This window comes from Microbacterium sp. W1-4-2 (assembly GCF_058349885.2).
The window spans coordinates 1111646-1124115 of sequence record NZ_JBYRJC020000001.1; the positions used below are offsets into that span (position 1 = coordinate 1111646).

Annotated in this window: 10 protein-coding genes and 1 tRNA gene; 7 read left to right on the top strand and 4 right to left on the bottom strand. The window is 71.2% G+C overall.

All coding sequences use genetic code 11. The features are described from left to right. Positions 1–12: 12 nt before the first annotated feature. From glgB to AC3RX0_RS05110, 3 genes are all read right to left on the bottom strand, one after another. A complete protein-coding gene (gene glgB / locus AC3RX0_RS05100; RefSeq protein WP_491504843.1) occupies positions 13–2157 on the bottom strand; it encodes a 1,4-alpha-glucan branching protein GlgB in 2145 nt (714 codons plus the stop codon). Then, positions 2154–4130 (bottom strand): maltotransferase domain-containing protein, encoded by a 1977-nt coding sequence (locus AC3RX0_RS05105; RefSeq protein WP_491505387.1) that lies wholly within the window; start codon positions 4128–4130, stop codon positions 2154–2156. Before AC3RX0_RS05105 ends, glgB begins: the two co-directional genes overlap by 4 nt. 227 nt (positions 4131–4357) lie before the next feature. Next, positions 4358–4442: transfer RNA gene (locus tag AC3RX0_RS05110), tRNA-Leu, on the bottom strand. Between the two features lie 118 nt (positions 4443–4560). On the opposite strand from AC3RX0_RS05110, the gene AC3RX0_RS05115 reads away from it, so the two are divergent. Next, a complete protein-coding gene (locus AC3RX0_RS05115) occupies positions 4561–5868 on the top strand; it encodes a M20/M25/M40 family metallo-hydrolase (RefSeq protein WP_491504844.1) in 1308 nt (435 codons plus the stop codon). Positions 5869–5916: 48 nt separating this feature from the next. Then, positions 5917–6747, top strand: a complete 831-nt coding sequence (locus tag AC3RX0_RS05120) for an undecaprenyl-diphosphate phosphatase (protein WP_491504845.1) — start codon at positions 5917–5919, stop codon at positions 6745–6747. Positions 6748–6754: 7 nt separating this feature from the next. Here the strand turns inward: AC3RX0_RS05120 and AC3RX0_RS05125 are convergent, their stop codons facing one another. Further along, positions 6755–7633: a PAC2 family protein gene (locus AC3RX0_RS05125; protein ID WP_491504846.1), complete on the bottom strand. Its 879-nt coding sequence runs from the start codon at positions 7631–7633 to the stop codon at positions 6755–6757. Between the two features lie 81 nt (positions 7634–7714). Here AC3RX0_RS05125 and AC3RX0_RS05130 point away from each other — a divergent pair, with 81 nt between their 5' ends. The 5 genes from AC3RX0_RS05130 to AC3RX0_RS05150 all read left to right on the top strand — a co-directional run bounded on the left by AC3RX0_RS05130 (position 7715) and on the right by AC3RX0_RS05150 (position 12421). Then, positions 7715–8407, top strand: coding sequence for an HAD family hydrolase (locus tag AC3RX0_RS05130; protein WP_491504847.1), 693 nt, complete (start codon positions 7715–7717; stop codon positions 8405–8407). Next, positions 8404–9453: a tRNA (adenine-N1)-methyltransferase gene (locus tag AC3RX0_RS05135; protein WP_491504848.1), complete on the top strand. Its 1050-nt coding sequence runs from the start codon at positions 8404–8406 to the stop codon at positions 9451–9453. Before AC3RX0_RS05130 ends, AC3RX0_RS05135 begins: the two co-directional genes overlap by 4 nt. Before the next feature lie 9 nt (positions 9454–9462). After that, complete coding sequence (locus tag AC3RX0_RS05140; RefSeq protein WP_491504849.1) at positions 9463–10422, top strand: FKBP-type peptidyl-prolyl cis-trans isomerase; 960 nt, start codon at positions 9463–9465, stop codon at positions 10420–10422. Positions 10423–10523: 101 nt separating this feature from the next. Continuing rightward, complete coding sequence (locus AC3RX0_RS05145) at positions 10524–11453, top strand: helix-turn-helix transcriptional regulator (protein WP_491505388.1); 930 nt, start codon at positions 10524–10526, stop codon at positions 11451–11453. Next, the gene (locus AC3RX0_RS05150; protein WP_491504850.1) at positions 11450–12421 is read left to right on the top strand and encodes a helix-turn-helix transcriptional regulator; all 972 of its coding nucleotides are present in this window, start codon (positions 11450–11452) and stop codon (positions 12419–12421) included. The genes AC3RX0_RS05145 and AC3RX0_RS05150 overlap by 4 nt, the downstream gene beginning before the upstream one ends. Positions 12422–12470: the final 49 nt, after the last annotated feature.

Sequence of the window (12470 nt, forward strand, 5' to 3'; positions counted from 1 at the left end):
GAACCCCGCGGCTCAGCGCCGCTGCACGAGCCAGAGCACGCCGAGCGGCGGGAGCTGCAGCGTCGCGCGGCCCGAGGCATCCGCTTCGACCACGCCGAGGTTGCCGACGCCCGATCCGCCGAACTGCGGCGCGTCGGTGTTCAGCACCTCGTCCCACCGGCCGCCCGCGGGCAGCTGCAGGTCGTAGTCGCGCACCGGCCCGCCCGAGAAGTTGCACACGATCACGGCCGTCGCCGCATGGCCGTCACGGCGGAACGCCAGGACGTCGGGGTTCCAGGACGGCCCGCCCAGACGCTCGAACGCGGCGCCGTCCCCGTCGCGCTCCCACAGCGCGGGAAGATCCGCGTAGGCGGCGTTGAGCGCCCCGACGAACTCCTGCAGCTGACGGTGCGTGGGCTGATCCAGCAGCCACCAGTCCAGTGACCTCTGCTCGGACCACTCCGAGAGCTGGCCGAACTCCTGACCCATGAACAGCAGCTGCTTGCCGGGGTGCGCCCACATGTAGGCCAGGAACGCGCGCATGTTGGCGAGCTTCTGCCAGTGGTCACCGGGCATCTTGGCCAGAAGGCTCCCCTTGCCGTGCACGACCTCGTCGTGACTGATCGGCAGGATGAAGTTCTCGCTGAACGCGTACACGAACGAGAACGACAGCTCGCCCGCGTGATGCGAGCGGTACATCGGGTCGCGCTGGATGTAGACCAGCGAGTCGTTCATCCAGCCCATGTTCCACTTGAACCCGAAGCCGAGTCCACCGTGGTCGGTGGAGGCCGTCACGCCCGCGAAGCTCGTGGACTCCTCGGCGATCATCGCGACACCCGGGTGCAGCCGGTAGGCGGTCGCGTTCACCTCCTGCAGGAACCGGATCGCCTCGAGGTTCTCGCGGCCGCCGTGGACGTTCGGCTCCCACTCGCCGTCGGCGCGCGAGTAGTCGAGATACAGCATCGAGGCCACGGCATCCACTCTCAGCCCGTCGACGTGGAACTCGTCGAGCCAGTACAGAGCGTTCGCGACGAGGAAATTGCGCACCTCGTTGCGCCCGTAGTCGAAGATGTACGTGCCCCAGTCCCGGTGCTCGCCGCGCCGGGGATCGGGATGCTCGTACAGCGCCGTGCCGTCGAATCGTCCGAGCGCGAACGCGTCCTTGGGGAAGTGCCCCGGCACCCAGTCCATGATCACGCCGATGCCGGCCCCGTGCAGCCGGTCGATCAGCGCGCGCAGGTCGTCCGGCGTTCCATAGCGGCTGGTCGGGGCGTAGTAGCCGCTGACCTGATAGCCCCACGACCCCCCGAACGGGTGCTCGGCCAGGGGCAGGAACTCCACGTGCGTGAAGCCCAGCGCGCGCACGTGCGCGATGAGCGGGTCGGCGACCGAGCGGTAGTCGAGCCCTTCGCGCCACGACCCGAGGTGCACTTCGTACACCGACATCGGCCGGCTCACCGGCTGCCGTGCCGCCCGCGCCTCGATCCAGTCGTCGTCGGCCCACTGGTACTGCGACGCGGTGACCACCGACGCGGTGGCCGGGGGAGTCTCGGCGGCCCGCGCCATCGGATCCGCCTTCAGGATCCACCCGCCCGAGGGGGTGCGGATCTCGAACTTGTACACCGCGCCTGCGCCGACGCCGGGCACGAACAGCTCCCACACGCCGCTCGCACCCAGCGACCGCATCGCGTGCCCGCGGCCGTCCCAGTCGTTGAACGAGCCCACCACGCGCACCGCGCGCGCGTCCGGAGCCCACACCGCGAACGCCGTCCCGGTCGTTCCCGCGTCCTCGCGCACGTGCGCGCCCAGCACCTGCCAGAGCTTCTCGTGGCGCCCTTCGCGGATCAGATGCAGGTCGAGCTCGCCGAGCGTGGGCAGATGACGGTACGGGTCGTCGGCGGTGTGGTCCGAGCCGTCGGGGTAGGAGGTCTCCAGGACGTACGCGCGCGGCCGTCCCGCCCGCGCGCCCGCCCAGATCCCCTCGCGCAGATGGTCGAGCCGGACCCGCTCGCCGTCCGCGAAGACGGCGGTCACGGCGTGGGCCAGGGGGCGTCGCGCGCGAATCGTCCAGACAGCCCGTCCCGCGGCATCCGTGTCCTGATGCAGGCCCAGCACGTCGTGCGGGGCGTGGTGCTCACCGTGCGCGACCGCGTCCAGCACGGTGTCGGAGATGGTCATCGCGGCTCCTTCACCCAGACGATGTGCACGGGCTCGGTGAACGCATCCAGGCGCACATAGTCGTGGTCGGTCCACGTCCACTGCGCCCCCGTGATCAGATCCTCGACCTCGAACGCGTCGCCGGGGCGGATGCCGAACGCCGCGGTGTCGAGGTGGATCATGGTCTGGCGCACCGAGTGCGGGTCGACGTTGGCGACGACGATGATCGTGTCGGCTTCGCCGGTGGGCGACAGCACCGCGTCCACGTGCTTGGCGAACACGAGGATGCCGTCGTCGTCGCTGGCCTGGATCGTCAGGTTCCGCAGCTGTCGCAGCGCCGGGTGCGCGGCGCGGATCTCGTTCAGCCGCCGCAGGTACGGGGCGAGGGAGTCGCCGGATGCCTCGGCTGCGGCCCAGTCACGCAGCTTGTACTCGTACTTCTCGTTGTCGATGTTCTCTTCGGACCCGGGTCGCGCGACGTTCTCGAACAGCTCGAACCCGGCGTACACGCCGTACGAGGGCGCCGCCGTCGCTGCGAGCGCGGCGCGGATCTTGTACGCCGGCCGGCCGCCGAACTGCAGGAACTCGGTGAGGATGTCGGGAGTGTTCACGAACAGGTTCGGGCGCAGGTAGTCGGCGGTGTCGTTCGCGACCGACGAGAGGAACTCCTCGAGCTCCGCCTTCGTGTTGCGCCATGTGAAGTACGAGTAGCTCTGCTGGAAGCCGGCGCGCGCGAGCGCCTGCAGAGGAGCGGGACGCGTGAACGCCTCGGCCAGGAACACGACGTCGGGGTCCTCGTCGGTGACGGTGCGGATCAGCCACTCCCAGAACTGCAGGGGCTTGGTGTGCGGGTTGTCGACGCGGAAGATGCGCACGCCCTGCGCGATCCAGTGCCGCACGACTCGCAGCACCTCGGCGCGGATGCCCTCGGGGTCGTTGTCGAAGTTGACGGGATAGATGTCCTGGTACTTCTTCGGCGGGTTCTCGGCATAGGCGATCGTGCCGTCGGGCAGGGTCGTGAACCATTCCGGGTGCGCCCTGACCCAGGGGTGATCGGGCGAGGCCTGCAAGGCGAGGTCGAGGGCGATCTCGAGCCCGTTCGCACGGGCGGCCCGCACAAAGGCGCGGAAGTCGGTCAGCCCGCCGAGGTCCGGGTGCACGGCGTCGTGCCCGCCGGCGGGCCCCCCGATCGCCCATGGCGAACCGGGATCGGCCGGGCCCGCCTCGAGCGTGTTGTCGGGACCCTTCCGGTGGGTCCGCCCGATCGGGTGGATCGGCGGCAGGTAGACGACCTCGAACCCCATGCCGGCCACGCCCGGCAGACGTTCGGCGGCCGTGCGGAACGTGCCGCTTCTCACCGAGCCGTCCTCCTGCCGCACGGCGCCCTCCGAGCGCGGGAAGAACTCGTACCAGGCGCCCACCCCCGCCCGCTCGCGCTCGACGCGCAGCGGCAGGTCGGCGGTCGCGGTGGCGAGCGAGATCAACGGGCGCTGCGCGAAGACGTCGGCGAGTCGTTCGTCGGCGGCGACGGCGAGGGATGCCGCAGCAGCCTTGTTCGCTGCGGCCAGCCGCTTGGCGGCCCGGCGCAGCAGCGTGCGCTCGGCCGCGGGACGATCGGCCTCGGCCTCGGCGCGCTCGAGCAGCAGGCGGCCGGCGGCCGCCGTCACCGCGACGTCGACGCCGGCGACGAGCTTGAGCTGCGCCGCGTGGCGCCATGTGGCGTAGTCGTCGGTGAACGCCTCGAACCGGAACGACCAGTCGCCCTGCTCGAGGAGGGCGACCTGCGTGAACCAGCGGTCGAATCCGTCGTTGCGGGGCGCCACCCGGTGCAGCGATTCATCGCCCGACGGGGAGAACAGACGCAGGTGCACGCCGATGACGTCGTGCCCCTCGCGGAACGCGGTCACCCGGAACGGCACGATCTCGCCGGCGAACGCCTTCGGCAGACCGTCGGGCAGGGCAGGACGCGGCTCGACGAGCGGAATGCGACCCATCGTCGTGTCGGCGCCCGACGACCACAGCTCGGCCGCGCGGGGCGGGATCGCACTCGAGCTGCGCCAGAGCGGCGACCTTCTGCCACGGGTTCGGGATGCCACGCCACGAACCTATCGCGCAGTGCCAGCGCATGCTACGGGGCGGATGCGCGGTGTCATCGACATGCGCTCTCGCCATCCCCGCCTGGACGAGAAAAAGGGCCCCCGACGGGGCCCTTCTTCGATTGTGCGCGAGGGGGGACTTGAACCCCCACGCCCTATACGGGCACTAGCACCTCAAGCTAGCGCGTCTACCTATTCCGCCACCCGCGCAGGTGGTGATGGTTTCGCAACCGAGGAATGACACTATCACGTTCGCGGGACTGTTCAGAATCCGGCGGGCGGCTCTTGGGCGCCGGGACGCCGGCGCCCAACCGGTAGCCTTGACGGCATGCCATCCGCCGCATCCGGAGCCGAGCTCACCGAGGTCGCCCGCATCGCCCGTGACCTCATCCGCATCGACACGACGAACTACGGCGGCGGCCGTGCCCGGGGTGAACGCGAGGCGGCGGAGTACGTCGGGGCGATGCTCGAGGGCATGGGTCTCGCGACCGACTACTACGAGCCGGTCGAGCGGCGCACGAACGTGTGGGCGCGGGTGCCCGGGCGCGACGGCTCCAAGCCGGCGCTGGTCGTGCACGGCCATCTGGACGTCGTCCCCGCCATCGCCGAGGACTGGAGCGTCGACCCCTTCGCCGGCGAGGTGCGGGACGGGATGCTGTGGGGCCGGGGCGCGGTCGACATGAAGAACATGGACGCCATGATCCTCACGGCCGTCGACGATATCCTCGCGCGCGGCGAGCAGCCCGAGCGCGACCTGATCCTGACGTTCTTCGCCGACGAGGAGGCGGGCGGCACCGAGGGCTCGGCGCTGGTGGTCCGCGACCGGCCGGAGTGGTTCGAGGGCGCGGGGGCGGCCATCAGCGAGGTCGGCGGGTATTCCGTGGGAGTGGCCGGCCGGCGTGCCTACCTGCTGCAGGTGGGGGAGAAGGGCCTGCTCTGGCTGCGCATGCGCGCCCGCGGGCGCGCAGGGCACGGCAGTGGCCACCACCCCGACAACGCGGTGACGCGGGTCGCCGAGGCCGTCGCCGCCCTCGGCCGCACCCGCTGGCCCGTGCAGCTGACGGCCGCGACCTCCCAGCTGCTCGAGCGGTTTGCGCAGCTGTCGGGCCGAGAGGGGGCCGATCCGGACGACCTGGCCGATCTGGCCGGCCCTGCGGCCGGGTTCATCCGCTCGACACTGCGCACCACCAGCAATCCGACGGGGCTGTCGGCCGGCTACAAGCACAACGTGATCCCCGATGCCGCCGAGGCCCTGATCGACGTGCGGGTGCTGCCCGGGACCGAGCAGCACGTGCTCGCCGAGATCCACCGCATCGTCGGCGACGACGTCGAGATCGAGGTGGTCACCGGCGACGTGGGCCTCGAGGAGCCGTTCGAAGGCGAGCTCGTCGACGCGATGGTGGCCGCGCTCGGCCGTCACGATCCGGGCGTGCCGGTGGTCCCGTACCTGATGGGCGGCGGCACCGACAACAAGGCGCTGTCGCGCCTGGGGATACCCGGCTACGGCTTCGCCCCGCTGCGGCTGCCGATCGACTTCGACTTCACGGGCATGTTCCACGGCGTCGACGAACGGGTGCCGCTGGAGGCGCTCGACTTCGGGCGCGCCGTCCTGTCCGACCTCTTCCTGAACTACTGAACCGGCCGGTCCGGTCGCGGCATCCATCGATCTCACCGAAAGACCTCCATGCACTTCCTCGAGGCTGTCCTCCTCGGGCTCGTCCAGGGCCTTACCGAGTTCCTGCCGATCTCGTCCAGCGCGCACCTGCGCATCGTCGGCGCGTTCCTGCCGGATGCCGGCGACCCCGGCGCCGCGTTCACCGCCATCACCCAGATCGGCACTGAGGCGGCCGTGGTCGTCTTCTTCTGGCGCGACATCGTGCGCATCATCCGGCACTGGTTCCGGGCGCTGTCCGGCCGCATCCCGCGCAACGACCCCGACGCGAAGATGGGCTGGCTGATCATCATCGGAACGATCCCGATCGTGGTGCTCGGGCTGCTGTTCCAGAACACGATCGAGACGACTCTGCGGTCGCTGTGGATCGTCGCCGGCAGCCTCATCGTGTTCGGCGTGATCCTGGGCATCGCGGACATGAACGCCAAGCAGACCCGGCCGCTGGAGCGGCTCACCGTCGGCCACGGCATCATCTACGGGCTGGCGCAGTCGTTCGCGCTCATCCCGGGCGTCTCGCGCTCGGGCGGGACGATCACGGCGGGGCTGCTGCTGGGCTACACGCGCGAGGCGGCCGCGCGCTACGCATTCCTGCTGGCCATCCCGGCGGTGTTCGGCAGCGGGTTCTTCGAGCTCTACAAGGTCGTGAAGTCGCCGACGCACGAGGCGTTCACGATGACCGAGACGGCCGTGGCCACCGCGGTCGCGTTCGTCGTCGCGCTCACGGTGATCGCGTTCTTCATGAAGTGGATCTCGAAGCACAGCTTCATGCCGTTCGTGGTGTACCGGGTGGCGCTGGGCACGGCGCTGATCGTGCTGCTGAGCCTGGGCGTCATCCAGCCGTAACGGCGCCTCAGCGGCCCGAGCGAGGGTCGCCGGACTTGCCCGGCCCTTCGCCGCCGCGGCGCAGGTAGCGTTCGAATTCGCGAGCGATCGCGTCGCCGGACGCCTCGGGCGAGTCCCAGGTGTCGCGCGCCGCCTCGAGCTGGTGGATGTAGGCGGTCATCTCCTCGTCCTCGGCCGCGGCCGCATCGATGGATGCCTCCCACACGCTGGACTGGGTCGCAAGGTCCCCGCGGGGCACGGTGGCGCCGGTGAGCTCTTCGAGCTTGTCGAGCAGCGCGAGGGTGGCCTTGGGCGAGGGCGAGTGCCCTGCGACGTAGTGCGGCACGCTGGCCCACAGACCGGCGGTCGGGATGCCGGCGCCCTCGGCGGAGGCCGCCAGGGCGCTGAGCACGCCCACCGGGCCCTCGTACGTGCTGCGCTCGAGGCCGAGCGAGGTGCGCAGCCGGTCGTTGTCGCTGCCGGCGAACACCGAGATCGGCCGCGTGTGCGGCACGTCCGACATCATCGACCCGAGGGCGATCAGGCCCGTGATGTCCTCACGGAGCATGACGTCGACGAGCTCGGCGCAGAACGCCTGCCAGGCGCGGGCCGGCTCGACCCCGGTCAGCAGCCACAGCTGCGTCCCGCGGGTGCGCCGTGCGGGACGGAACACGGTCGCCTCGGGCCAGCGCAGCGTCCGGCCGCCGTCGGCGGCGGCCACCATCTGCGGCCGGGTGTACTGGTAGTCGAAGTACAGTTCCGGGTCGACCGAGAAGACGGGCTCGTAGGTGCGGCTCTCTTTGAGCAGCGTCGTGGCCGACGACGCGGCCTCGCCGGCGTCGTTCCAGCCGTCGAAGGCCGTGACCAGCACGCGCCGGCCGAATCCGGGATCCTGTGGGCTCTCCATCCCTCCCAGAATAGGCGCTGGGTACCCCACCAGCTCGGCACCGGCGCGGGGGCGGCGGGCACCGGTCGATAGCATGGTGGGATGACCTCTCGACTGCCTGCCGCCGTTCTCTGGGACATGGACGGCACGCTCGTCGACACCGAGCCGCTGTGGATGGCAGCCGAGACCGCGCTGGTCGAGTCCCACGGGGGCGCCTGGTCGCACGAGAAGGCGCTGCAGCTGGTCGGGCTGGGCCTGCTGGATGCGGCGCAGATCTTCCAGGAGCACGGCGTGCGCATGGATGCCGCAGCCATCGTGGACCGTCTCACCGACGACGTGCTGACCAGCCTCGCCCGGGACGGCGTGCCGTTCCGCCCCGGCGCCCGCGAGCTGCTGCGGGACCTGCGCGCGGCCGGGGTGAAGACCGCGCTCGTGACGATGTCGATGCGCCGTATGGCGCGCTCCGTCGTCGAGCTGATCGACTTCGCCGCGTTCGACCTCGTCGTCGCCGGAGACGACGTGACGCGGCCCAAGCCCTTTCCCGACCCGTACCTGCGGGCCTGCGAACTGCTCGAGGTCCGCCCCGCCGACGCGGTGGCCATCGAGGACTCCCCGAACGGACTGCGCTCGGCCGTGGCATCCGGTGCCGTCTCGATCGGCGTGCCGCACATGGTGTCGCTCGAAGGAGTGGGCGGACACGCCCTGTGGCCGACGCTGCAGGGCCGCACGGCACAAGACGTCGCCGACGCGTTCGGCGCGCATCGCCCGATGCCGGCCGGGGGAGGAGAAGAATGAGCGTTCCCGTCCCGGGGCCGAGCGGCCCGTTCCGCTACGGCGACCGCGTGCAGCTGACCGGGCCCAAGGGCAAGCTGCACACCATCACGCTGCGCGAGGACGGCGAGCTGCACACGCACCGCGGCGTTCTGCGCCACGATGCACTGGTCGGGCTGCCCGACGGCTCGGTGGTGCGCAACAGCGGCGATGCCGAATACCTGGCGCTGCGGCCCCTGCTGCGCGACTTCGTGATGTCGATGCCGCGGGGAGCGGCGATCGTGTACCCGAAGGACGCGGCGCAGATCGTCGCACAGGCCGACGTGTTCCCCGGGGCGACCGTCGTCGAGGCAGGCGTCGGGTCGGGCGCGCTGTCGCTGTGGCTGCTGCGGGCGCTGGGGGAGAGGGGGCGACTCGTCTCGTTCGAGCGGCGCGAGGAGTTCGCGCAGGTCGCCCGGGCCAACGCCGAGACGTTCCTGGGCGCCATGCCGCAGAACTGGCAGATCGAGCTCGGCGACCTCGCCGACGCCCTGCCGCGGGTGTTCCCGGAGGGGGGCGTGGACCGGGTCGTGCTCGACATGCTCGCGCCGTGGGACTGCATCGACGTCGTGGCCGACGCGCTGACGGCCGGCGGTGTGGTGCTCTGCTATGTCGCCACCGTCACCCAGCTCAGCCGCGTCACCGAATACCTGCGCGGGACGGGGCTGTTCACCGAGCCCGAGGCATCCGAGACCATGATCCGCGGCTGGCACGTCGAAGGCCTCGCAGTGCGGCCCGACCACCGGATGGTGGCGCACACCGGCTTCCTCGTCTCGGCGCGGCGGCTCGCGCTGGGCGCGGTGCCCCCGGACGTGCGGGCGCGCGCGATCCGCAAGACGTCGTACGGGGACGAGGACGTCGAACTGTGGACCCCCGGCGCCGTCGGCGACCGGCAGATCAACGACAAGAACCTGCGCAAGCGTCTGCGCGACGCGCAGCGCGCCGCGGACGGGGCGCGTTCGGCGGCTGCAGGACGGGATGCCGATGCCTGCCCCTCCGACGCGTCGAGACCCGCGAGCCCGACCGCCTAGACTGATCCGGTGCGCAGACTTCCCGTTGCCCTCACCGTCATCGCCCTGGCCTCCGTCTCTCTCGTCGGCTGCGCCTCGTCGTCGGACCCGGCCGCGTCCTGCCCGCGGGTGACCGACGCCGCCTCGCCGACGATGGCGCAGATCTCGGTATCGGGGCCGTCCAGCTCCACCCCGACGGTCGACGTGAGCGCCCCGCTGCACACCAAGACCACCCAGTTCGCCGACGTCACCCGCGGCGACGGCACCGTGCCGATCTCGAGCGACAAGCAGATGGTCGTGCTCGACGTGGCGTTGGTCAACGCCACCACGGGCAAGCCGATGGTCGCGACCGCGTACAACGGCGACGAGTCGCAGGCCTTCCCGCTGTCTCGGTGGGCCGAGCAGTTCCCGGCGTTCACCGACGCTCTGCACTGCGCGACCGCCGGCAGCCGGGTGGCGATCGCGATCGCCCCGGGCGGAGTCGACGCGTCGTCCGCGCAGAGCCTCGGCCTGTCGCCGACCGACTCGCTGGTCGCCGTCGTCGACGTACGGCGCGTGTACCTCGAGGCCGCGAACGGCTCGTACGTGTACAACTCCGGCTGGGGCATGCCCGCCGTCGTGCGAGCCGCGGGCGGACGGCCCGGCGTCGTCGTGCCGGCGGGCTCGGCCCCGCAGGACCTCAAGATCTGGACGCTCAAGCGCGGCGACGGCCCCAAGGTCACCGAAGACGCGCCGGTGATGCTCAACTACACGATCGTGAACTGGACCGACAAGTCCGTCGCCGACACGACGTGGGACAGCAATCCGCAGGTGGTCACCCTCACGCAGAAGTCGAAGGGCTTCCGTGAGGCCGTCGATGGTCAGACGGTGGGTTCGCAGGTGATGGCCGTGGTCCCGAAGATCGACGGCTCGACCGACGCGAAGGACACGCAGATCATCGTGATCGACATCCTCGGGATCGCACCGGCCGCGCCCCCCGCCGCGCAGTGACGCACCCCTAGGATTGGGGGGTGACCCCCACCGCAGCCCCCTCGCCCGCCGCCGACCGCGGCGCGCCCGAAGAGCGCCTGCTGAACCTCGTCGTGGCGCTGATGGCCACCGAGCAGGGGCTGACGAAGGACACGATCCTCACGTCGGTCTCGGGCTACCGGGAGCAGGGCGAGGCCGGGGCGTCGAAGGACGCCCTGGAGAAGATGTTCGAGCGCGACAAAGAGAACCTGCGCGGCCTCGGGGTGCCGATCGAGACGATCGGGGACCGGCTGGACCCCGACGACCTGCGCCAGGCTCGGTATCGCATTCCGACGGCGGAATACGCGCTGCCGTCCGACATCACCTTCACACCCGCCGAGATCGCGGTGCTCAACCTCGCCGGCGGCGTGTGGAGCCAGGGCTCGCTGTCCGCCGACGCGCGCAGCGGACTGCGCAAGATCCGGGCGCTGGGCATCGACGTCGACGAGCCGATCATCGGCTACTCGCCGCGGATCAGCCTGCGTGAGGCATCCTTCGCGCCCCTGCAGCGCGCCATCGAGCAGGCACGCGTCGTGACGTTCCCGTACCTGAAGCCGGGGGAGGATGCTGCGCGCACGCGCCGGATCCGTCCGCTGGCGCTCGTCGAGTACGAGGCGCGCTGGCACGTCTACGGCATCGATGTCGGCGTCGAGGACGAGCGCACGTTCCTGCTCTCGCGGATCGCCGGCGACGTGAAGCTCACCCGCGAGTCGTTCGACCCCGCGCTGCGCCACGGCGCGGGGGATCGCGGCCTCGCCGGGCTCGAAGAGGTGGCGGCGCGGCAGTCCGCGCTGCTGGAGGTCAACCCCGGCACCGAGGCCGCGCTGCGGCTGCAGCGGCGGGCGCAGCCGGCCGAGCAGGGCATCCGCGTGCCGTACGTCGACGCGCACATCTTCGCCGACGAGCTGGCGGGCTACGGACCGGAGGTGCGGGTCGTCGAGCCCGCCGATCTGCGGGATCGCGTGATCCGGCGTCTGGAAGCCGCGCTGCGCGTGCACGGAGGCGGACGATGACCGCGAAGCGCCCGGTGCTGGCGACCGATCGCGCCGCCCTCATGCTGCAGCTCGTGCCGTACCTGATCAATCTCGGCGAGGTGTCGGTGGCCGACGCCGCCGCCGACTTCGACGTGACCCCCGCGCAGATGCGCGAGATGGTCGAGATGCTGACGATGATCGGCCGGCCCGGCGAGGCCGGCTACTGGCAGCTGCCCAACGACCTGTTCGACATCGACTGGGACCTGCTCGACGAGCAGGAGCGCATCGTGATCACGAACACGGTCGGCCTCGAAGAGGCGCCGCGCCTGACGGCGCGCGAAGCGGCGGCGCTGCTGGCAGGGCTCCAGCTGGCGCAGTCGCTGCCCGGCGTCGGCGACAGCGGCGTCGTGGCGGGGCTGCTGGCGAAGCTGGCCGCCGGCGCCTCGAGCACGCCCGCCGACGTGATCGTCGCGTCCGAGCCGGTCGACGACGTGCGGATCACGGTGGACGAGGCGCTGCGACACCGGGTCGCGGTCTCGTTCGCCTACAAGGCTCCCGACGCGCCGGTGACCACCCGCACCGTCGACCCGGTCAAGGTGCACATCGCCAACGGCCAGTGGTACCTGCAGGGCTGGTGCCATCTGCGCCGCGCCATGCGCACGTTCCACCTCGACCGGGTCAGCGACCTGCGGCTCACCGATATCCCGATCACGCACGGCGAGGAGCCGGTGCCGGAGCTGTTCGAGGGCGCGGAGAGTGAGAACGTCGTGCGCATCCGCTTTCCGCGCGAGCTGTCGCACCTGATGGGCCGCTACCTCGACCAGGCACGCTCGAAGACCACTGCCGGGATGACCACGGCGATCCTGCGGGTGGCCGACCCGCAGAGCCTGAAGAGGCTCGCGACGGGCCGCGGCGGCGACCTCGAGATCCTCGATCCGCCGGTCGCGCGCACCGCGGCGGCGGAGTGGGCCCGGGCCGCGCTGGACTTGTATCCGGACCGCGACTGATGGCTGCCTCTGCGCCGAGCGCGGGTTAGACTTGCCGGAAGCGCACGAC